Raw genomic sequence first — 21,825 nt, forward strand, 5'->3', positions numbered from 1 at the left:
CACCAGTAAAGCATATTTACCGGTTGACAGCAAGAGACACCAGTATAACTACTATACAGGTGTCGACGCATGATCCGATTCCGACCATGTCGATGACGGAGACAGAGAATGGATATCGCCACCGCGGATTTGCATTACCTCGAGCTCACGCAGATTGCGGCGCGCATCAGGACGCGCCGGATTTCGTCGCCGGAAGTCACGCGCGCACACCTCGACCGCATCGCTGCCCTGGACGGTGAACTCGCCAGCTACGTCCAGGTGATGGCCGATGCCGCGATGGCCCAGGCCGAAACGGCGCACGCCGAAATTGCTGCCGGACGCTATCGCCGGCCGCTGCATGGCGTCCCGATTGCGCTCAAGGACCTGTTCTGGACCAAGGGTGTTCCGACGGCCGCCGGTACCGCCGTCCATCGCGATTTCCGTCCCGATCAAGACGCAAGCGTGGTGCGCCGCCTGAAGGAAGCCGGCGCGGTGGTGCTGGGCAAGCTGCAGCTTACAGACGGCGCCTATTCCGACCACCACCCGTCAGTGACTCCGCCAAAGAATCCATGGAATGCCGATTATTGGCCGGGCATTTCGTCGAGCGGCTCGGCGGTCGCAACGGCGGCAGGGCTTTGTTACGGCTCGCTCGCCTCCGATACCGGTGGCTCGATCCGATGGCCGTGCGCCGCCAATGGCCTGACCGGCTTGAAGCCAAGCTGGGGACGCGTCAGCCGCCACGGCGTGTTCGAACTCGCAGCGACCCTGGACCATGTCGGGACCATCGCCCGGAGCGCGGCGGATGCCGGCGCGATGCTCGGCGTCATCGCCGGACCCGACCGCGCCGATCCAACGGCCGTCCCCGCGCCCGTGCCCAACTATCTCGCCGCGGCCGGGCAGGATGTGCGCGGGCTGCGGATTGGGTTCGACGCGAAATGGAGCATCGACGGCGTGGACCTAGCAACCCAGCGGGTGCTCCGGGAAGCGATCGAGGTCATGCGTGCGCAGGGTGCTGATCTCGTCGACCTGCAGTTTCCCGACGTGAAGCAAGCCGTCGCCGATTGGGTTCCGAACTGCGCGGTGGAAGCCGCGGTCGCGCACGAAGCAACCTATCCGGCGCGCAAGCACGAATATGGTCCCGTTCTCGCTTCCGTCATCGAGACAGGCCGCGCGCTATCTGGGCTGGACTACCAGAAAATACTGCTGCGGCGACTGGAATTGCGCGGCCGGATCACATCGCTGTTCGAGACCGTCGATGTGCTGCTGATTCCAGTACACCCATTTCCGCCCCTGACCCTCGCCATGATCAAGACGCTCGGCGAGCAGCCGGACCTGATTGCCAGGCTGCAGGAATACACCTGCCCCTTCAACATGACCGGCCATCCCACCATCACCCTGCCCGGCGGCTTCTCCGCAAACGGGTTGCCGATCGCATTTCAGCTTGTGGCGGCGCATCTGGACGAAGCCACGCTGATACGTGCCGGCGCAGCCTTCCAGAGGAGCACATCCTGGCACCGTCGCCATCCCGCTCCGAGCCCGTGGAGGCAATAGTGAGTATCCAATCCGCGCTGCCCAACTCCCGCATCTTCTATGGCTGGTTCGTCGTGGCGGCCGCGTTCGCCGTAACCTTCGTCGGCTTCGGCTGCGCCTATACGTTCAGCGCGTTCCTGGAATCGCTGCAGCGCGATTTCGGCGCCTCGCGCGGCTCGGTCTCGCTGGTGTTTTCGCTCGCGGGCTTTCTCTATTTTGCCCTCGGCATCGGCAGCGGCCCTCTCGCCGACCGCTACGGCTCCCGCCGCCTCGCGCTGGCGGGCATGCTGCTGATCGGGCTCGGGCTCGCCGCGGCGGGTGCCGCACGCAATTTGCTCGAGGTCTATGCTGCTTACGGCCTCGGTGTCGGACTTGGCATCGGCTGCGCCTATGTGCCCGCGGTCGGCGCGGTGCAGCGGTGGTTCGTGCGGCGGCGCGGCTTTGCCTCCGGTCTTGCCGTGAGCGGCATCGGCGTCGGCACGCTGGTGATGCCGCCGCTGGCGACGCTGCTGATCGAGACGCTGGGATGGCGCGGCGCTTACCTGGCGCTCGGCGCCATCGCCGCCATCCTTGGCGGCGGGATGGCACTGCTGCTGGAGAACGATCCGCGCGCGCGTGGTCTCAACCCCGACGGCGATCCGGTCCTGCCGGGCGCCATCACGGCGCAGACGGAGGGCGCCACGGTCAGCGGGGCGATCCGCTCACCACACTTCATTGCGCTCTATGCCGCCTGCCTGATCTGCTCGTTCGGCCTGTTCGTGCCGTTCGTGCACCTCGTTCCCTATGCCGGGGATCACGGCGTTGCGGCCTCCTCCGCGGTGCTGCTGCTCGGTGTCATCGGCATCGGTTCTACCGCCGGCCGCTTCTTCCTCGGCGGGCTCGCCGACCGGATCGGCCGCCCGACCGCCCTGCTGCTGCTCTTCATCGGCATGGCAGGCGCGCTGGCGATCTGGCTGGTCTCGACGAATTTCTGGCAGCTCGCCGGCTTCGCCTTCGTCTACGGCATGATCTACGGCGCCTGGGTCGCAGTGCTTCCGGCCGTGGTGATGGACTATTTCGGCGGCCGCAACGTCAGCGGCATTATCGGCATCCTCTACACCAGCGTCGCGTTCGGTACCCTGATCGGTCCCAGCACCGCCGGCTACGCATTCGATCTCACGGGCGATTATACGCTGCCGATCCTGGCCGGCGTCGCCGCCAACATGATCGCCGCCGCCATCGTTGCAATCATGTTCCGCCCGACCCACGCCCCCCTTCGGAACTAGGCCCTGCCGAGGTTGTCATGGGCAGCATTCGCTACCTGGCTAACGTTTCGTTAACCAGGCTTGCTAACGTCAATTCCATCTCGGCGCGGTAGCACAGTCACGGACCGGAAGTACGCAACACTGCTTCCGGGATTAATTCCTGGCAGCGATCTCGTTCAATGGGTTCAGTCAACACCGCCTCTTTCACGATCAAGCCGATCTTTCGCGGCGGTCCGATCCGATGGCTGATCCTGGGCGGCGTGCTGCTGATCGCCGCGATCGCGATCGGCGCGACCATCATGGCCGGCAATTTCCGCGAACGCGCGCTGCGCAACAGCGAGCGCGAGCTGGAAAACACCGTGCTGCTGCTGGCCCGGCATTTCGATCAACAGCTCGAAGATTTCGAGGTCGTCCAAAAGGACCTCATCACCTTCATGCGCACCAGCGGGATCGCCACTCTGGAGAACTACAAGCGTCGGATGTCCACCGCGGAAATCCATCTGATGCTGAAGTCCAAGATGGACGCGCTGTCCTATGTCGGCAGCGTCAACGTCCTGGACGCCGACGGCCAGCTGATCAATTCGTCGGCCGCCTGGCCCGTGCCGCCAGTCAATGTAGCGGACCGGGCTTACTTCAGGACTTTCAAGTCCAGCCCGGATTCGCCGGCGATGCTGATCGAGGCCGTCCACAGCCGCATCACCGGCGCCTGGACCACCGTGATCCTGCGCAAGGTCACCGGACCAAACGGCGAATTCCTGGGCGCGATCGGCCGAGGCATCGAACCGGCCAATTTCGAGAGGTTCTTTGCCACGGTGGCGCTCGGCCCTGACGCCGCGATCGCCATGCACCACCGCGACGGCACGCTGCTCGCCCGTTATCCGCACGCGCAGGATTTGATCGGCAAGAATTTCAAGACCGGCCCGGCCCGCCAGCAACTGGTCTTCGACCAGGATCATACGACGTCCCGCCTGACCAGTCCGCTCGACGGCAAGGACCGCGTGATCTCCTCCCGCGCGCTGAGCAAATTTCCAATCGTAATCGTCGCGTCGACGACGACATCGGCCGCGCTCGCCGACTGGCGTGAGCAGATCAGCCTCCTGATCGCGGTGGCAGGCCTGTCCGTGCTGGCGATTGCCGTGCTGTTGTCCCTGGTGGTGCGCAAGCTCTTGCAGCAGCACCGCGCATCGCGACAGCGGCTGACGCTGGAAAAGCAGCGACTCGACACCGCCGTCAACAATATGACGCAAGGCCTGCTGCTGTTCGATTCCTCGCAGCGCCTCGTCATCTGCAACCAGCGCTATCTCGATATGTACGGCCTGTCGGCCGAGATCGTGAAGCCGGGCTGCAGTTTCCGCGACGTGATCGCGCATCGGAAACAGACCGGATCGTTCACCGGCGACGTCGACCGCTACGTCGTGCGGGTGCTGCGCGACGTTGGACAGCGCAACGCGATGATCATCACGACGCCCGACGGACGTTCGGTCCAGGTCGTCAACGAACCGCTGGCGGACGGCGGCTGGGTGGCCACCCATGAAGACGTTACGGAACAACGCCAGGCCGAGGAGCGCATCACCCACCTCGCCCATTACGACGCGCTGACCGACCTGCCGAACCGCACGCTGTTCCACGAACAACTCAAGCAGGAATTGCCTCACGTCGCGGCCGACCGGCAGCTTGCCGTGCTCTATATCGACATCGACGAGTTCAAGAGCATCAACGACTCGCTTGGACACATGATCGGCGACGAGTTGCTCAAGGCCGTCGCGGTCAGCCTCCGTGCCTGCGTGCGCGAGACCGATTTCGTGGCGAGGCTCGGCGGCGACGAATTCGCCATCGTGCAGACTGGGGTGACGGGCGCCGACGAGGTTACCGAACTCGTCCACCGCATCTATGATGCGATCCGCGCTCCTTACGAATGCCTCGGCCATCACGTGACCACCGACGCCTCGATCGGCATCGCGCTGGCGCCGAAAGACGGTTCCGACCTCGACCAGATCCTGAAGAACGCGGATCTGGCGATGTACGCCGCCAAGGCCGCCGGCCGCCGCACTCATCGTTTCTTCCAGCCGGAAATGGACGCCCAGGTGCGCGCCCGCCGCGTGCTGGAAATGGACCTGCGACAGGCCATCGTCGATGGCGGCTTCGAGGTTTATTACCAGCCGTGTCTGGACCTGCGGGACGGCAGGATCACCGGCTGCGAAGCGCTGGTGCGCTGGCGCCATCCGCAGCGCGGCATCATCTCGCCGGCCGACTTCGTCCCGATCGCCGAAGAGACCGGCCTGATCAATCAGCTCGGCGAGTGGGTGCTGACCACGGCGTGCGCCGAGGCCGCGACCTGGCCGGACGATGTCCGTCTTGCGGTCAACGTTTCGCCGGTGCAGTTCAAGAGCGGCACGCTGGCGCTGAAGGTGATGGCAGCCCTTGGGGCCTCGGGCCTGGCCGCGGGCCGGCTGGAACTCGAGATCACCGAAGCGGTGCTGATCCGCGACGACGAAGCGGCGCTCGCCATCCTGCACCAGCTTCGCGCCATCGGTGTCAGGATAGCGCTCGACGATTTCGGGACCGGCTATTCCTCGCTGAGCTATCTGAAGCGCTTCCCGTTCGACAAGATCAAGATCGACCGCTGCTTCGTCACCGATATCGGCGAGCCGGAAGGGTCGGCCAGCATCGTCGAGGCGGTGGTGAACATCGCCGCCGCGCGCCACATGACGACGACGGCGGAAGGCGTCGAGACCGAGCAGCAGCGCGAATTGCTGCGCGCGCTCGGCTGTTCGGAGATGCAGGGCTATCTGTTCAGTCCGCCACGACCCGGCGCGGACATCAAGCCCCTGCTGCTCGCGCACCGGCCTGCCGCCGCCGCGAGCCCGGTGCGGTCCCGCAGGCGCAAGCCCGCCGCTTAGGCCTGACGACATTCGTCATACGTCGCTCTTCCTTTTCCGTAGGGTGTCTCCTCGCTGGTTCCATCCTCGCAGGAACTTTCTGAAGTCGCTTTTCCGTGCTCTCGACATCGACACAAATCGACCTCGGAACGGGAACGGCTGCGCCACACCATCGTTTTTAGTTGGAGCAACCCGGCGGCTCGTTCGCCAGTTCGCTCCCGTGCAACACGACCGATGGCGCAGGTAACGTGCCGCCGTGTCGGTTGCGTACCATCGCCTATGCTGTTTGCAAGGTGAGGCTATGCGGCTCAAGCAGGCGGCATGCAAAGATGCGTGGAACGCGATGTGCCGCGCGACGGAACCAGCAAAAAAATTTGAGGAGGTACAGAAGATGGAAACCGGGATCATGAAGAGAAAACTTCTACTCAGTACCGCAGCGCTGTTGGCGGGCGTGACTGTCGCGACCGCACAGGGAATGCGCGAGGGCGCAGGTACCGGCGGCATCAGCGGCGCCGGTGAACACGGGATGTCCTCGGGCGCATCTGGCGGCCGTTCCTCGGGAGCCCAGATGCAAAACGAGACGCGCGGACAGGGAGGCATGAGAGAAGGCGGGCGGGCCGAAGGCCCGAGCGGCCGGCAGATCGATCGGAGCGAGACCCGTGGCAAGGAAATGCAGCGTTCGCAGACAACGACAGGACAGGCCGGGCGCGAAGGTTCCCGCGGCGAGGAGCAAACCGAGCGGCAGATCGATCGTAGCAACAAGGCCGAGCGTGGCCAGGCCCAGCGAGACCAGGGCCGCAAGGACCAGACCATCGGACAGGGTCGGAACAGCGAGCAAACTCGCAAGTCGGAAGGTAACAAGCCCGATGCTACGCGGCAGGACGGCGCTCAGACGCGTCAGCAAGATCAGTCCAAGGCCGCAACCCAGAACCAGAACAAGACCGGCGCTGATGCTCAGCAGCAGACGGGCAACCAGGCGCGACAACAGCAACCTGACACCGCTACGCAGAACCAGGGGACGACAGGCGCAGCAACCCAGACCCAGAGCGGTTCGGCAACCCAAGGCCCGACGCAAAATCAACCCGGCATCGCAACTCAGAACCAGGCGAGCCAGACCACCAGCCAGACTACCTCGGCTAGCGGCATGACGCTTAGCGCGCAGCAGCAAACAACGATCCACCAGTCGGTGATCTCTGCGAGCAACGCCCCGCGCGTCAACATCAATAGCGTCAACTTCGCAATCAACACCGGCGTGATCGTGCCTTCGCATGTGCATGCGGTGTCGATCTCGGCTTTCCCCGCCATGATCGATGTATTCCCGCAGTACCGCGATTACAGCTTCTTCGTCGTCGAGGACGAAGTCGTGTTCCTGGATCGCGAACGCCGCGTCGTCGACGTTGTGCCGGCCGGGCCGCGTGCGCGCTTTAGCAGCGGCGGTAACGGCGGAGGCACCATGGCGCTCAATCTCAGCGAGATCGAGATCCGCGAGGTACAGCGGGTTCTGATTGATCGCGGCTTGCTCACCACTGAAGCGGATGGCGTGTTGGGTCCCCGGACACGCGAGGCGCTGATCACCTTCCAGCGGCAGCAGGGCATCCAAGCCAGCGGCAGCATCGATACGAGCACCGTTGGCGCACTGGGACTGTCAAACCGGATTCAGACCGGCCAGAACGTAACCGGTAGCCAGTCGACCAGTCAGTCGACCAGCACTCCATCGAACACGACCGGCCAGGGCCAAGTCGGAGCGCAGCAACCCGTGACTCAGCAGAACGCGGCCGGACAGGGAAGCAACCAGACCAACCCGCCCCAGCAGCAGTCGACGACAGGCCAACAGCCGTCTGCCCAGAACCAGCCGGCGCAGCAGAACACGACCGGACAGGCCGCGCCGCAAAACCAATCCGCGGTTGGAGAGGGTAGCAATCAGCCGGCTGCAAACCAGAACACGCAGCCCGGGCAGACCACCGGCGCGGCGCCCTCAACTTCGGGCCAAGCCAACCCGCCGGCGCAAAACCCTGATCAGAATCCAAATAGCAAGTGACGAGACCACAAATCTCGAGCCCCGCTCCGGCGGGGCTCTTTTTTAAGTCTCTCGATCCGCGACGGCGCCGCTGCGGAATCTGCCTAGTTCGGCACCGCCCGCTTCGACGACGCGACCGCCGGCGCATTGGCGTTGACGGTGACGCCGCGCAGCAGATTGTAGGCGGCACCGAGCGCCTTGTCATCCTTGACGTCAGGCGGCACGTAGGATTGCGAACCGGTCTGCTCGGCGCCGTCGCCCGCCAGGTGGCCACGCATCGACGCTTCGCCCTTCAGCTCGGCGCGGCTCTTCAGTTCGTCCGGCACGTCCTGCAGCACCTCGATGTCAGGCGTGACGCCCTGGGCCTGGATCGATTTTCCGGACGGCGTGAAATAGCGCGCGGTCGTCAGTGCCAGCGCGCCGTTGGACTTGCCGAGCGGAATAATCGTCTGCACCGAGCCCTTGCCGAACGAACGCGTGCCGATGATGGTGGCGCGCTTGTGGTCGCGCAAGGCGCCGGCCACGATTTCCGAGGCCGATGCCGATCCGCCGTTGATCAGCACGACGAGCGGTTTGCCTTTGGTCAGATCACCGCCGCGCGCGACGAAACGCTGGGTTTCCTCCGGCGTGCGGCCGCGGGTCGAGACCACCTCGCCCCGCCCCATGAAAGCGCTCGACACCGACACCGCCTGATCGAGCAAGCCGCCCGGATTGTTGCGCAGGTCGATGACGTAGCCGACGAGCTTGTCGGATGGGATCGACTTTGAAATATCCGCGATCGCCTTGCGCAGGCCGTCGGTAGTCTGCTCGTTGAAGCTGGTAATCCTGATATAACCGATATCGCCGCCCTCGGTGCGGAAGCGCACCGGCCGCACCCGGATGATTTCGCGCACGATCGCGACCTCGACCGGCGTATCCGCGCCCTTGCGGACGATCTTGAGGCGGATCTTGCTGTTGGCCGGCCCCTTCATCTTGCTGACGGCCTGATCGAGCGTCATGCCCTGAATGGAATCATCGTCGATCTGCGTGATCAGATCGCCCGACATGATGCCGGCCTTGGCGGCGGGCGTGTCGTCGATCGGCGCCACCACCTTGACGAGGCCGTCATCCATCGTGACCTCGATGCCGAGCCCGCCAAATTCGCCATGCGTGGTCTCCTGCATGTCGCTCCAGCCCTTCGCATTCATGTAGCGCGAATGCGGATCGAGCGAGGAGATCATGCCGTTGATGGCGCCCTCCATCAGCTTGGAATCGTCGGGCTTCTCGACGTAGCTGGCGCGAATACGCTCGAACACGTCACCGAACAGATTGAGCTGCGAATAGGTGCCGTCGGTGCGGGCCGCAGCCTTGGCGGCCGCAACCAGATGCGCCCCCTGCGGTCCGGCGACCAGAAGGGTCAAACAGGCGCCGGTGACCGTGCCGAGGAGAAAGGTGAGATTCCTGCGCATTTGCGTTCCTTCTCGCTATCATCAGCCAAATTCAGGTGAATCGGCGTCCCGGGCTCCGGCGCGGCCAACCAACAACGGCTTTTTGGTCGGATCAAGGCGGTTTCGGCCCGGGCCATTACGGGTTTGCTAAGTATAGGGTTTCGGCGGGAAATGGGCTGGTTTTGGGCCCTCCTGAGCCGCCGGCCCAAAGTTATTGCGAAAGACATCAACTCCGAGCGCTCGAATGCGCGAAGCCGCGGCGTATGGGTCCCCCGATGCGCAATTGCGGAGTTTGTTGTTGCACCGTGCATCAAGCACACTTTCGCCTTCTCGCGACACATTGCGCCCGAGGTTTGCTGCAAACGTTCCGCCCTCCAAACACAGAGGGCGCAGGGAATGCCGGATGCGCGCTGCACCCGCGGTCTCATGTGCGATTGTGCTAAGAAAGCTGCACATGAGCATACAGGGCAGCGGAGAACATCCGACATTCCCTGCGCAATGGCTTTACGGCTTATGCCGTGATCTCCCCGGAGACGAGTTCTTGGTTGACTCCGTCGCTGCCGTTCGGCTCTCGCCTACCCGGCAACTTGACACCTGCAACGGGTGCCAGGACCACACGGTTTTGCCGTACGCTTATCCACGCCGTCGTCGAAGCGTAAACCAGCGTCCACCGCAACCCGCCCAACGTCCGTGACGACGGCCGACGCCCTTCTGACCAGGACGGGATGGGCGAACACATACCTCTGATTTTCCTTCTGGTAAACGGAAATATTTTTTATTCTGGGGCTTGACACGATTTCTGCTAATTCGAAACGACCTTGCCATCGGGCTGATCACCTGCCGTAACGGCGAGAGGCAGTTGAAGGGCGAGACGCTCCGCCATCGCAGCGCCAGCCGCGTCTTTGGTATCTCGGAACCATTTTTTTCCATCGATGTTTTGGTACCGGGGCCATCGCGCACGGCAGATTGCCGCCGTGGCAGATGAGCCGTTGGGTGCGGGTCGGTAGCGGCAGAAGCCATCGATGGACGACGACGACTTGTTCTTGGCCATGCTGGGACTGGCAATAGCCGCGGTAATGCTGGTGGCGGGCGCCCTTTTTCTCATAGCGAGACACGAGACGGGCGAACCGGTCACGCAGCCCGTTCCGGCCGTAATCTTTCCCTTGGAAGACATGCACGCTTTTGAGCAGTTGGGCGCCTCGCTCCTGAGCGGAGTATTGCCCTTCGAACGGTCCGCTTGTCGAAGGCTCTGGCGGTGTTGATTTTCTCTTCTACGAAGGAACCGAAGCCATTCGTTCTGGTTTGGCGGTACGCGCGATCACCGTTGCCGCGCATGGAGGTAGATGTCGTGGTGAAGAAGAGGCTGCACGATGGAGAGAAGCGCAATCTCACTCCCAACCCTGTCTGACGGACTGTCCCGCTACCTCGCGGAAATCCGCAGGTTTCCCATGCTGACCCCGGAGGAAGAGTGTTCCTACGCCCGGCGCTGGCGAGAGCAAGGTGATCGGGACGCCGCCTACCGGCTGGTTACCAGTCACCTGCGTCTCGTGGCCAAGATCGCCATGCGCTATCGGGGCTACGGGCTGCCGATGGCCGACATCGTGTCCGAGGGGAATGTCGGCTTGATGATCGCGGTGAAGCGCTTCGATCCGGAGCGCGGCTTTCGCCTTGCGACGTATGCGATGTGGTGGATCAGGGCCTCCATTCAGGAGTACATCCTGCGCACCTGGTCGCTTGTGAAGATGGGGACCGGTACGGCTCAGAAGAAACTGTTCTTCAAGCTTCGCCGAACCAAGGCGGAGATCTCCGCACTCGAAGATGGTGACTTGCGCCCGGAGCACGCTCAACTCATCGCTACCCGCCTGGGCGTGGAGCAACGGGATGTCATCGATATGGACCGGCGCCTTCGAGGTGACGTTTCCCTGAATGCCCCGGTCAACGATAGCCGTGAGGCCAGCGAATGGCAGGATTGGCTGGTCGACCCGTCCTCCGACCCGGAGATGGCGAGTGCCGAACGCGAGGAATACGACAAACGTCGTGCGGCGCTCAGCGGTGCGCTGGAAAGTCTAAACGCACGCGAACGCGAAATCGTTCAGGCCCGGCACCTTGCGGATGAACCGGGGACGCTGGAAGCTCTTGCGGCCAAATACGGCGTGTCGCGCGAACGCGTGAGGCAGATCGAAATGCGTGCGTTGCAAAAGCTAAAGGCTGGCGTGAAGGCGCGACTGCCGTTGGCCGCGAGGTGAACCAGAACTCGGCTGCGCGCCCCTCGAAAACTGCCCAAGGCAGCCACAAGGTCCCTGCGGGCAAGCAATAAAAAATTTTAGTCACCCCTCTTGAACCCGGTTTTTGCCGCGCCTAGGTGGGTTTTCGCCTGGGGGCCGTCGTGGCCCCCCGGCCTTATGACATCGTTGAACCGCAAAGGAGGAAACTCATGCATTTCCGTCCATTGCACGATCGCGTGTGTGGTGCGACGGCGCTTAATTGGTTCATGTTCGCCATGAGCTATGCAACGATCGCCTGGATCAGTTTTCGAACGATAGGAGGATGAGATGATCACTGATCAATCCCTGGTCTCCGCTCGTGCGGAGAAACAGAATGCTCTCGGACGGCGTCTGGTCCGGGGGATTCTCACGGCTTCGACCGCCATAGCCTTGACCCTGCCGTCGCTGGCGGCCTGGGGGCTGGATAGCCCGCGCAACACGCCGACGTCCGGCAACGCCTTCGAGCAAATCGCGCTGCCGCCGATACCGTATCTGGATTCGATGCCTTGGTTGGAGTGGAATGCCGGCGACGCGTTGAAGGTCGACACCCTGCTTGCGCCCCTCCCAGACCCGTGGGGACTCAAGCTGGCACCGGACGAGCGCGATAAAAGGAAGCCGGCGATCAGCTAATCCGAGCCCGATGCGATCTGCGCCGGCTTGCCGCAGATCGCATTTCCGGGTTTTCAGATTCATCATGCACGCACGGTGCAGCGCAACAGTTGCCCGAAAGGAGCCTCGGCCGTTCCGTCGCTTTACCTGCCATTAACAGCATGCCCAAGGTCGGCCAGGTCCCGAAGAAAATTTCACAGATTCCCTCTTGAAAATTTTTGCCGTTTTTCTAAGTCGGTTTTTGCCGGACGCCAGCTTGGGTCCGGCGAACCAGAGTGGGCGCCGGACGGTGTCCGACGCTCCTTCGTATCCATCTTGCTCTTAGGAGGACTTGGCTATGAGGACTTTTGACTTTTCGCCGCTGTGGCGTTCCACGGTCGGCTTCGACCATCTGGCGGACCAGCTTGACGCGAGCCTGCGGCAAACCGCCGACGATAACTATCCTCCCTACAACATCGAACGTTCCGGCGACGACGCCTATCGGATTTCGCTGGCGGTTGCCGGCTTTGGCGTGAACGATATCGCCGTCACCGCCGAACGGGACACGCTGATCATCGAAGGCAGCAAGCCCGAGGTCACGGAGCGCGAATACCTTTATCACGGCATCGCCTCACGGCCATTCCGCCGGGTGTTCAGTCTGGCTGACCACGTCAAGGTCAAGGAAGCGTTTTTCAAAGACGGCTTGCTGATCGTCGACCTGGTACGGGAAGTGCCGGAATCCATGAAGCCACGGCGGATCCCGATCCGTGGTGCGGAATCGTCTCCGCAGGTCGAGCGGAAGAAAGCGGCTTGAGCCGCGGCACGTTCGATGACGTACGCGCGCACCAGAGATCCGCGCGGAGCTTCTGCGCAAGAAAAGGAGGACAACATGGGTTTTCGTGATCTTATTCCGTGGTCGAGAAATCAGGAACTCGCGCCAACGCGCGAGAACTATGATCCGTTCATCACCTTTCACCGGGAGATGAACCGGCTGTTTGATGACGTATTCAGCGGGTTCGGAACGCTGGGACGCAGCGGCAGCCCGCTGATGGAAGGCCGCTTCGGCTGGCCGAAAATCGAACTGAGCGAGACCGACAAGGCGCTTACCGTTTCGGCCGAGTTGCCTGGCCTGACCGAAAAGGATGTTCAGGTCGAAATCGCCCACGGCGTCTTGAGGCTGCGGGGCGAGAAAAGGGCCGAGCGCTCGGACAACGGAAAGTACTTTTCCGAACGTTTCTACGGTTCGTTCGAGCGGCAAATCCCGCTCGATGGCGTTGTCGAAGAGAAGGCCGAAGCGTCGTTCCGGGACGGCGTGTTAACGATCACGTTGCCGAAATCCGAAGAGGCTCGTTCCGACGTCAAGCGCATTGCGATCAACAAGCAATGACACCGGCTGGAGGCGTTGCAAAGGCGCGCCTCCATCCACCTTCCCCCGTCTCTTAGAAAGGAGCGTTAAGGAGACAGTTCGATGACCAAGACCCGTTCGACCCCGACTGAACATGTTCTGTTCCATCCCGCCGCCCACTACGATTCACCGGATGATGTTTTGAACGATCGGCGCCTCTCCGACCCCGAGAAGCGCGTCGTGCTTTCTTCCTGGGCTTCCGACATCTACGCGGTGGAATCCTGCCCGGCGCTGCGGGACATCCCAGGAATCGGCCACACCATCCGGCTTGCCGACATTCTCGCCGCCTTGCGCCGCCTTGACGGCCAGGACGACGATCCCCCGCCGCGCGGTGGAGCGGCGATCCGGTTGCGGCGGCCCAGTTGGACCGCCGCGCTCTCCCGGAGATCGCAGCCATGCTGACGCCGACGATCCTCGCGCCTGTGCTGGCCAGCCGTGATTCTCGCGGCTAACGGACTACTCGCTTGGGCCGGAGAACGAAGCTCAGGAATTTGCTGAGTTGGGTGGGATTCGAAGACATGGTGGCGAGATGTTAGCAAGCTTACCCGGATGAACCAACGGCTGGGCGCAACGCCAGCTGATCAACGAATCCGCAAAACCCGCGCGCCGTTCCCGCATATCGCTGACGCAGGCACAATATCGAATTCATCTCCCATCCGCCGAAGAAAACTCCGGTACGGTTCTGCCAAATCCCGCCGCGACGGATGGAACGCAAGCAGGCTCGCGTTGACAGTCAAGACGCCGGACGGATGGATCGCTGCGAACGACGGCAAACACCTCGACCGCATGGTCGTAACCCTTGATGGGCTGCCTTCCGATCGAGGCCAGCGGGATGCGATCCCTGACCTGTTCGGTGACGACAGGGTCGACCAGTATCTCGGCGTCGTCGGCCAGACTGCAAAGCCGTGATGCCAGATTGATGACGTTTCCGATCGCCGTGTAGTCGAGGCGCCCTTGATAGCCGAGGGTGCCGACGGTCGCGGGGCCCATCGCGATGCCCACGCCGAAGCCCACGGTGCAGCCGCCGGCGGACCAGTTGTTGGCCAGGGATTGCACGGCGGCCTGCATGTCGATCGCAAGCCTGATGCCGCAATGCGCCGGGTCCTCGCACCTGACCGGCGCGTTGACGAGAACCATCACGCCGTCACCGGCGAAGCGGATCAGGGTGGCGGCATGGCGTGCCGTGACCGCGCCGATGGCTTCGTAATATTCTCTCAGCACGGCCAGAATGGCCTCGGGCTCGGCGCGGGCGGAAAACGCGGTGAAGCCGCGCAGATCGCCGAAAATCGCAACCACGTCACGCCGCTGTCCATCCAGCAGCCGCGGATCGGAGTGTTCCACCAGTTCGGCGACCTGCGGGGCCAGGAATTGCTTCAGGCGATTGATGCGCTCGGATTTCTGCTGCGATGCCCCGAGTTCCTCCGCCATCTGGTTGAACCGGACTGCCAATTGCTCCAGCTCGTCGCGGCTTTCGATCGCGATGCGATGATCGAGCTGTCCCATCCCGATCCGCTCCGCGCCCTCCTCGAGCTTGCGGATCGGCACCCACATGCGGGATGCGCGCCAATAGGCGAGCACCAGCGCAAAAACGGTTCCGATGGCGATGAACATCAGGCAACGCCACACCGTCGCGCGCATGGATTCAAACGCCTCGACGATCGGCTGCTGGGCAATCACGGTCCAACCCACATTCGCGGCCTGTACCGACAGCGCGACGAAATCTCTCCCGTCATCGCCTGTGGTGACGACCGCCGATCCATTCGCAGCTGACACAACCGATTTGAGCCGGCTGAACTCGCCTGACCCGGCGCCACTGCGCAGCACCAAGCTGATGTCCGGGTGAGCAATCAGGCGTCCTCCGTCATCGACGACAAGGGCGTGGCCGGTGTTGCCGATCTTGATCGCCGCGATGACATCCCAGATCAGTTTCAAATTGATGTCGGCAACGACGATTCCAGCGGCCGCGCGGTTTCCCGCGACGGCGATCCGCATGTAGGGCTCTGAATCGCGCTGATATCGCACCGGACCGTACCAGACCCGGTTCGCACGCGCCCCCACCACCGCGGGATCATCCGACATGTCCGTACCTCGATTGGTCCGGTTCAGACTCATCCTGGATACGAACACGCGTTCGGTGCCGGTCGGGTCAACCAGCGACACCGAAACGATCGCCGGCACCTGCTGCAGCAGCCGCAGCCCGTCGACCCTGCGCCGGTCGTCCTCGCCCTGGGTCCAGGGAAACTGCACGAGCCAGCCGAGCTGATCGCGTATGCCATCGGTAAAGGTCTGGATCCGGTCGGCCGCAGCGCGGGCCTCGATCTGGAGCACTTCATTGAGATGAAGGCGATGGTCGCGAAAGGAGAACCAGGCCTCGATCACGGAGCCAAGTGTGAGCGGCACCACCACTGCGACAAACAGTGTGACGAAGTACTTGACGAACAGGGAGCGCCGCGGCCGGGTCATGCTGGCGGCGCCCGGCAACTGGAGCTGCACGTCACGATGAGATGTGCCGGCCTCATTCGATCACCTTGTTGGCGCGAAACAGGATGGAGGATTTGTCCAGGTCGATGCCGAGCAGTTCAGCCGTCCGGAGATTGACGACCAGCTCGAATTTGGTGGGTTGCACAACAGGAAGCGTGGCGGGGTTTTCGCCGCGCAGGATCCGGTCGGCGTAGGTCGCCAGCGCGAAATAAGTCGCGCGCTGGTTGGCGCCATAGCTGATCAGCCCGCCTGCGTCGCAATACTCGCTCCATCCGAACATCGAAGGCAGCCGATGCTTGATGGCGAGCTGGGCGATTTTTTCGCAATGCACCAGCGTGAGAACATCCGGAAAGACGAGCAACCCATCCGGATGCGCGTCGCCCACCGCTCCAAGCGCGTGGTCCAGCTCGCTTGCCCCTGCAAAGGGAACATAGCGCAGCGCGATGCCGAGCTGCCGGGCGGCGTCCTGCGTCGCGCGCCACTCCGATTGTTCTCCCGGATGAAGACTGTTCGAGAGGACCGCCAGGGTGCGCAGGCTCGGAAAGATTTCCTTGAGCAGTTCAACCCGTTTCCCCGCCACATCGAGCGACAGGAAGGTCGAGCCGGTGAAATTGCCGCCCGGTTCCCCGAGACTCTTGACGAGGCCGAGCTCCACCGGATCGCCGCTCAACGCAAACAGGACCGGAACATCCGTTACCTCCGTCAGCGCGCGGGTCGCAGGGCCGCTCGACACGGCAAGGTCGACGTTGCCGCGCCGGACGTTCGATACCACCTCGCGCAGCGCCTGCGGATTGCCGGGCGCATAGTGCAATTCCAGGGCAACGTTCTTGCCCTCGACATAGCCCCGCGCGCGCAATCCTTCGCGGAACCCGTCGAGGAACGGGTCGGGCTGGGACCCGGTGGAAACCCAGAAAATGCGATAGACCCTTGTCGGATCATGAGCCAGTGCGGCGACCGGCCAAGCCATCGCAGCACCGACAAGCGTTATGAAATCTCTTCGTTTCATGCTGGCCACCATGGCCCAGACCGGCTTTCCAAGCTTCGAGCCGGCATTCAGATGAGCTGCAGATAATCTTGATTTTTCCCTTTTTTGGGCGGATCGGGGTACCGGGACGCGTCCGCGGCGATCTTCCAAGCCGCGGCGTCCCTACTCCACCCCATAGCGCGTGAAGTGATCGCCGATGCCGGCCTGGATTGTCCTGGCCGCCGAGATGTCGCTATCGCTGCCGGCCTTGTCGCCCTTCCTGAGCTTGGCAAGCCCGCGCCCATAGAGCGAGCTCGCCAGCTTCGGCTCGGTTCGCAACGCAGAATCATAGTCATCGATCGCCGCGTCGAGCTGGCCCATCTTCAGATGAACCAGCCCACGCGAGTCGTACGTTTCGGCATTGTTGGGTCCCGACTGAAGCGCCCTGTTGCAGTCCACCAGCGCGGTGTCCAACGGCCCGAGGACCGCACGTGTCCAGCACCGCCCGCTCCATCCGGCGGCCAGATCGGGCTGGACGCGAACCGCCTCGTCATAGTCCCGCGCCGCGCGATCGTACTCGTGCTTCTTCAGGTAGATTCCCGCACGGTTGGCGAAGGCTCGGCCGTAGTTGGGGTTGAGCTTGATCGCCTGATCGAGAGACTGGATGGCGAGGTCGTATTCGCCCTTTTTCAGGTGAATTACACCCCTGTTGTTGAACGGCCGGGCATCGCCTGGATTGAGCTTGATCGCTTGATCGAAATTAGGGATGGCGCGGTCGTAGTCGCCCCTTGAGGCATAGGCATTGCCACGATTGTTGTGGGCGACAGCCAGGGAGGCCGTCGTGAGTTGACCCGACCCGATAAGCGCCGTGCAAGCATTGATCCGGCGCTCGAGCGACGCGCGATGCGAACCGTTGCACAGCTCGAGATTCCCGAGATAGGTGCTGCTCTTCGGGTTCTGTGCCGCCGCCGGTGATCCGAACAGCAGCAAGGCGAGGATCGGCGCCAGGCCGAGGACAATGCGCCCGCTTATGTTGGATTCCATGTCAGGCTTCCGGGTCCTGGAATAAGGGGATGTGCGGTCGACCGCCTAGCACCCCCGACAGATTTTCAGATTTGACCCGGGAGGCGTTGGTTCGGATGGCGCCGCCGCCGGTCTCCCGGGCTTTCGCATGACCTTGCTCTTGCCTTCTTCAATCAGGGTGGAAAACTTGAATGTCCCATCGTCCGAAATTTCGACGTGCGGCGTGGTGCCTCGAATCCCCATTGTCGCGACGGGGGTATCGACCTTCATGTCGCCGGTCTTCGCGACGTGGCCGGCAACAAACGTGAAAGTTCCTTTGGTCAGGCTGAGCAAGGTCTTGTTGGACTTTCCGTTTGGGTCGTACACGAACTCGCTCAAGGCCATGCGCGCGTTGCTCGACAGATTGAACGCGGTGCCATCCGTAAAACTAATGCCGACCCGGCCATCTGCGCCGGTCGCGACCACGTCGCCCTCATAGACGACATCACCAACCTTCGCCTGACCGGCTTGAGCGTCGGCGCGAACCTGAATGACGCTTGCACCGGCGCGTTCGATGGTGACCGAACCTGTCGCGACAACGACTTTTCCAATCGGCTTGGATGCGACATCCTGAACCGCGGGCACCGCAGAACCGCGTTGCGCCTGAGCCGGGCCGGAGAAGAATCCGGCGATCGCCAGAGCGAAGCCTGTCAGCAAAACGGCAATCTTATGGTTGCACATGAACGGCCCCTTCCCGAGCAAATCTCGTTCGTGCGGCCACACCGGTTCCTTGAACCGCTGGCCAGGGCAATAATGGATGCGATTGGATATTATGCCGGACCGGCTGCTCCGCGCCACCTCCCCCAAAAGGAGTACCCCTTTTGCGCCGCGGGCCTCGTGCAGACTTTCCTCATCCCGTCCACCGGATTGCGCTATTTTGGCACAGACGATTTCCACGGTCAGTCGTTGGCTGACCGCGCCAAATGTTTTGACCTGAATGCGCAACAAGTAGCGGCAGGCCGGGACGGAACTCATGTTCACAGGGTCCCACGCCGAAACCGGGGACGATCGTAACGCGGCAGCGGAGCGGCTTCCCCGCGTCATCGGCAATGTTCAGACGGAAGCCGGTAGCCGCCCCCTCGGCCAGGGGGCGAAGAGCGATTGCCCGCACGCCGACAGGCCATTTCCCGGCATTTCGGGCCGCACGCACGCCCGGTTCGGCCTGCTGTGGCTTACAGCGCTGACCTTCTCCACGATGAAGGAAGCCGGAGCTGCGGACCCGAATGTCGTTTTCCTTGATGATGGCAGCATAACCTACAAGGATCTGGAGCACGGAAGCTTCGAGCTTGTGACCAAGGAGCCTATCCCGCGGCACTTCGTCGTTGAGGATCCCGGCGAAACGATCGTCCTGCGCGTCGAAGGATCCTCGATCAATATCAGCCGGGTCACAAATTCCTCCTCGCGAATGGCGGAGTTGCAGGCAGCCCAGCAGGAAGCGCTCGCCACCCTTGCGAAAGGCATGGAATCATCCGGATCGAGCACACCTCCTTTGGTCGATCGGCTGCCGGTGCAACCGATCAATTTTATCGAGACTGACGTCCCCACCCCAACGGGGGGTTCGCTCCTGCCGCTGCCGGTGCCCAACTTCCCTTCCACCCAAGTTATTATCGCACTGCCGCCTGTCCCGCCGACGCTGAATGCCGTGACAGGGCCGACCGAAATCGACACCTCGGCGTTTGACACCTTCACCGCGACGAGCGGAACTTTTGTTGCCAGCAGCACCAACAGCACCACACTGACTTACGGCATCAGCGGCGGGACCGCCGGCAGCACGGTACTGGATGGGGAGACATTCGATGTCTCGCAGACGGGCCCCTACGGCACGCTTTACCTCGACAGCACGACCGGCGATTACACTTTCGTTCCGGACAGTCACGCGATCAATGCGCTGACCGAGCCCACGACCACGAGCTTCACCGTCACGGTGTCTGACGGCGCGCTCGAAGCCAGCCAGACCTTCACGATCGCCATCAACGGCACCAACGACGCGGCTGTCATTTCCGGTGCCGCGACCGGTTCAACGGTCGAGGCCAGTGGCGTCGCCAACCGCGCGCTGGGCGCGCCGACCGTGACCGGCACGCTCACCAACACCGACGTCGACAATCCACACGATACCTTCACGGCGATCGAGACGCCCACTGCGAGCGCGGGCGGCTACGGCAGCTTCGCCATAACGGCGAATGGCGTGTGGACCTACACGCTCGACGAGACCAACGCCGCGGTGCAGGCGCTCAATGTCGGCGGCACGCTGACCGACACCTTCACCGTGACCACCGTCGACGGCACCGCCAAATTGGTCACGGTCACCATCCAGGGCGCCAACGACGCGGCCGTCATTTCCGGCGCCACGGCCGGCGCGGTGATCGAGGCAGGCAGCGCCGAGTACGGCACGCCGAGCGCGACCGGCACGCTGACGGACACCGATGTCGACAACACGCCGAACAGCTTCACGCCGGTTGACGCGCCGACCGCGAGCGCGGGCGGCCATGGCACCTACACGTTGACCGCGGACGGCCTGTGGACCTACGCACTCGACGATTGCGACCACGCGGTGCAGGCGCTCAACATCGGGGACACGCTGATCGACACCTTCACCGTGACCACCATCGACGGCACACCGCAGGTGGTGACGGTCACGATCCAGGGAACGAACGACGCGGCCATCATCCACGGCACCACCACCGGGTCGGTGACCGAGGCTGGGCACCATGAACCCGGCAAGCCGACCGCGTGCGGCACACTCACCAACACCGACATCGACAATACGCCCAATACCTTTACGGCCGTCAGCACGCCGACGGTGAGCGCGGGCGGCTACGGCACCTTCACCATGACGGCGGATGGCAAGTGGACCTACACGGTCGACGACAACAACGGCGCGGTGCAGGCGCTCAATAGCTGCGACACCCTTTGCGACAGCTTCACGGTCACAACCATCGACGGCACCGCCCAGGTGGTGAAGGTCACCATCCAGGGCGCCAACGACCCGGCCGTCATTTCCGGCGCCACAACCGGAAGCGTGATCGAGGCTGCTTGCCATGAATACGGCCAGCCGATTGCGTGCGGCACGCTCACCAACACCGACGTCGACAATGCGCCCGATACCTTCACACCGGTGTGCTGGCCGGAGGCGAGCGCGGGCGGCTACGGCACCTTCACCATGACGGCGGCGGGGGTGTGGACCTACACGCTCGACAACAACAACTGCACCGTGCAGGCGCTCAATAGCTGCGACACCCTTTGCGACAGCTTCACGGTCACCACCATCGACGGCACCGCCCAGGTGGTGAAAGTCACCATCCAGGGCGCCAACGACCCGGCCGTCATCTCCGGCACCACAGCCGGATGTGTGGTGGAGGCTGGTTGCGATGATCAAGGTAACCCGGTCGCGTGCGGTACGCTCACCAGCACCGACGTCGACAACACGCCCAATACCTTCACCCCGGTCTGCTGGCCGGAGGCGAGCGCGGGCGGCTACGGCACCTTCACCATGACGGCGGCCGGCGTGTGGACCTACACGCTCGACAACGCCAACTGCACCGTGCAGGCGCTCAATGACTGCGACACTCTTTGCGACAGCTTCACGGTCACAACCATCGACGGCACCGCCCAGGAAGTGAAGATCACGATCTACGGCACCAGCGACGGATTCGATTTCAAGGCGTCGGCTGCCGGCGAGTCATTCCAGTTCAACGACGAGATGATGGGCTTTGACGCTTCAAACGCCATCGATCCCCTTGATGTGGATTTCTCCCAAGCGGCAATCAGCCCAAGCGAAGGACAACTGGCGACGTCAGCGGGAGCACAAACGCTTGCGCCATTGTCAGGAAATCCCGCTGATGACAATTTTAGCTTTGTTCTGGAACCGTTGGCGAGCGCTGCCGCTTTTCATGCGCCGCACGACCTCATGGTGTGACGGCGCTGATGCAGGCTGCTTGCTGCGCGCGCCTTTTGAAGAAACCAAGCTTCTCGAAAGGCGCAGCAG

Annotated in this window: 15 protein-coding genes; 10 read left to right on the top strand and 5 right to left on the bottom strand. The window is 63.0% G+C overall.

What is annotated here, in order from left to right; translation table 11 throughout:
• Positions 1-108 precede the first annotated feature (108 nt).
• The 4 genes from JQ609_RS05985 (at position 109) to JQ609_RS06000 (ending at position 7,670) form a co-directional block, all read left to right on the top strand.
• Positions 109-1,530, top strand: a complete 1,422-nt coding sequence (locus JQ609_RS05985; protein ID WP_249127692.1) for an amidase — start codon at positions 109-111, stop codon at positions 1,528-1,530.
• Complete coding sequence (locus JQ609_RS05990) at positions 1,530-2,774, top strand: MFS transporter (RefSeq protein ID WP_212272403.1); 1,245 nt, start codon at positions 1,530-1,532, stop codon at positions 2,772-2,774. Before JQ609_RS05985 ends, JQ609_RS05990 begins: the two co-directional genes overlap by 1 nt.
• 158 nt (positions 2,775-2,932) lie before the next feature.
• Positions 2,933-5,653 carry an EAL domain-containing protein gene (locus tag JQ609_RS05995; RefSeq protein ID WP_212272405.1) on the top strand — a complete coding sequence of 907 codons (2,721 nt, stop codon included), beginning with the start codon at positions 2,933-2,935 and terminating at the stop codon, positions 5,651-5,653.
• A 280-nt stretch (positions 5,654-5,933) separates the two neighbouring features.
• Positions 5,934-7,670: a peptidoglycan-binding protein gene (locus tag JQ609_RS06000; RefSeq protein ID WP_249127694.1), complete on the top strand. Its 1,737-nt coding sequence runs from the start codon at positions 5,934-5,936 to the stop codon at positions 7,668-7,670.
• Between the two features lie 83 nt (positions 7,671-7,753).
• On the opposite strand, the gene JQ609_RS06005 is transcribed toward JQ609_RS06000, so the two are convergent.
• Positions 7,754-9,097, bottom strand: coding sequence for a S41 family peptidase (locus JQ609_RS06005; protein WP_212272407.1), 1,344 nt, complete (start codon positions 9,095-9,097; stop codon positions 7,754-7,756).
• Between the two features lie 1,349 nt (positions 9,098-10,446).
• On the opposite strand from JQ609_RS06005, the gene rpoH reads away from it, so the two are divergent.
• From rpoH to JQ609_RS06030, 5 genes are all read left to right on the top strand, one after another.
• Positions 10,447-11,322, top strand: a complete 876-nt coding sequence (gene rpoH / locus JQ609_RS06010; protein WP_212272409.1) for an RNA polymerase sigma factor RpoH — start codon at positions 10,447-10,449, stop codon at positions 11,320-11,322.
• 306 nt (positions 11,323-11,628) lie between these two features.
• Positions 11,629-11,970, top strand: a complete 342-nt coding sequence (locus tag JQ609_RS06015) for a hypothetical protein (protein ID WP_212215251.1) — start codon at positions 11,629-11,631, stop codon at positions 11,968-11,970.
• A gap of 316 nt (positions 11,971-12,286) precedes the next feature.
• A complete protein-coding gene (locus tag JQ609_RS06020; protein WP_212272411.1) occupies positions 12,287-12,742 on the top strand; it encodes an Hsp20 family protein in 456 nt (151 codons plus the stop codon).
• A gap of 75 nt (positions 12,743-12,817) precedes the next feature.
• Complete coding sequence (locus tag JQ609_RS06025; protein WP_212215248.1) at positions 12,818-13,315, top strand: Hsp20/alpha crystallin family protein; 498 nt, start codon at positions 12,818-12,820, stop codon at positions 13,313-13,315.
• Between the two features lie 81 nt (positions 13,316-13,396).
• Entirely contained in the window at positions 13,397-13,735 is a 339-nt protein-coding gene (locus JQ609_RS06030) for a hypothetical protein (protein WP_212272413.1), read from the top strand.
• 243 nt (positions 13,736-13,978) lie between these two features.
• On the opposite strand, the gene JQ609_RS06035 is transcribed toward JQ609_RS06030, so the two are convergent.
• The 4 genes from JQ609_RS06035 to JQ609_RS06050 form a co-directional block, all read right to left on the bottom strand.
• Positions 13,979-15,796 (bottom strand): adenylate/guanylate cyclase domain-containing protein, encoded by a 1,818-nt coding sequence (locus JQ609_RS06035; RefSeq protein WP_212272416.1) that lies wholly within the window; start codon positions 15,794-15,796, stop codon positions 13,979-13,981.
• Positions 15,797-15,848: 52 nt separating this feature from the next.
• Complete coding sequence (locus JQ609_RS06040) at positions 15,849-16,820, bottom strand: ABC transporter substrate-binding protein (RefSeq protein ID WP_212208023.1); 972 nt, start codon at positions 16,818-16,820, stop codon at positions 15,849-15,851.
• Between the two features lie 141 nt (positions 16,821-16,961).
• Positions 16,962-17,768, bottom strand: coding sequence for a tetratricopeptide repeat protein (locus JQ609_RS06045; RefSeq protein ID WP_249127696.1), 807 nt, complete (start codon positions 17,766-17,768; stop codon positions 16,962-16,964).
• Between the two features lie 99 nt (positions 17,769-17,867).
• Positions 17,868-18,815, bottom strand: a complete 948-nt coding sequence (locus JQ609_RS06050) for a FecR domain-containing protein (RefSeq protein ID WP_249127698.1) — start codon at positions 18,813-18,815, stop codon at positions 17,868-17,870.
• Here JQ609_RS06050 and JQ609_RS06055 point away from each other — a divergent pair.
• Positions 18,814-21,756, top strand: a complete 2,943-nt coding sequence (locus JQ609_RS06055; RefSeq protein ID WP_212272421.1) for a VCBS domain-containing protein — start codon at positions 18,814-18,816, stop codon at positions 21,754-21,756. The genes JQ609_RS06050 and JQ609_RS06055 overlap by 2 nt on opposite strands.
• Positions 21,757-21,825 lie beyond the last annotated feature (69 nt).

Source organism: Bradyrhizobium sp. AUGA SZCCT0169 (genome assembly GCF_018130085.1).
GTDB lineage: Bacteria > Pseudomonadota > Alphaproteobacteria > Rhizobiales > Xanthobacteraceae > Bradyrhizobium.

Bases quoted from the DNA above. Each gene is read 5' to 3' on its own strand.
- JQ609_RS05985 (WP_249127692.1), top strand. From the start codon at position 109: ATGGATATCGCCACCGCGGATTTGCATTACCTCGAGCTCACGCAGATT.
- JQ609_RS05995 (WP_212272405.1), top strand. From the start codon at position 2,933: ATGGGTTCAGTCAACACCGCCTCTTTCACGATCAAGCCGATCTTTCGC.
- JQ609_RS06000 (WP_249127694.1), top strand. From the start codon at position 5,934: ATGCGGCTCAAGCAGGCGGCATGCAAAGATGCGTGGAACGCGATGTGC.
- JQ609_RS06005 (WP_212272407.1), bottom strand. From the start codon at position 9,097: ATGCGCAGGAATCTCACCTTTCTCCTCGGCACGGTCACCGGCGCCTGT.
- rpoH (WP_212272409.1), top strand. From the start codon at position 10,447: ATGGAGAGAAGCGCAATCTCACTCCCAACCCTGTCTGACGGACTGTCC.
- JQ609_RS06015 (WP_212215251.1), top strand. From the start codon at position 11,629: ATGATCACTGATCAATCCCTGGTCTCCGCTCGTGCGGAGAAACAGAAT.
- JQ609_RS06020 (WP_212272411.1), top strand. From the start codon at position 12,287: ATGAGGACTTTTGACTTTTCGCCGCTGTGGCGTTCCACGGTCGGCTTC.
- JQ609_RS06025 (WP_212215248.1), top strand. From the start codon at position 12,818: ATGGGTTTTCGTGATCTTATTCCGTGGTCGAGAAATCAGGAACTCGCG.
- JQ609_RS06030 (WP_212272413.1), top strand. From the start codon at position 13,397: ATGACCAAGACCCGTTCGACCCCGACTGAACATGTTCTGTTCCATCCC.
- JQ609_RS06035 (WP_212272416.1), bottom strand. From the start codon at position 15,796: ATGACCCGGCCGCGGCGCTCCCTGTTCGTCAAGTACTTCGTCACACTG.
- JQ609_RS06040 (WP_212208023.1), bottom strand. From the start codon at position 16,820: ATGAAACGAAGAGATTTCATAACGCTTGTCGGTGCTGCGATGGCTTGG.
- JQ609_RS06055 (WP_212272421.1), top strand. From the start codon at position 18,814: ATGTTCACAGGGTCCCACGCCGAAACCGGGGACGATCGTAACGCGGCA.
- JQ609_RS06050 (WP_249127698.1), bottom strand. From the start codon at position 18,815: ATGAGTTCCGTCCCGGCCTGCCGCTACTTGTTGCGCATTCAGGTCAAA.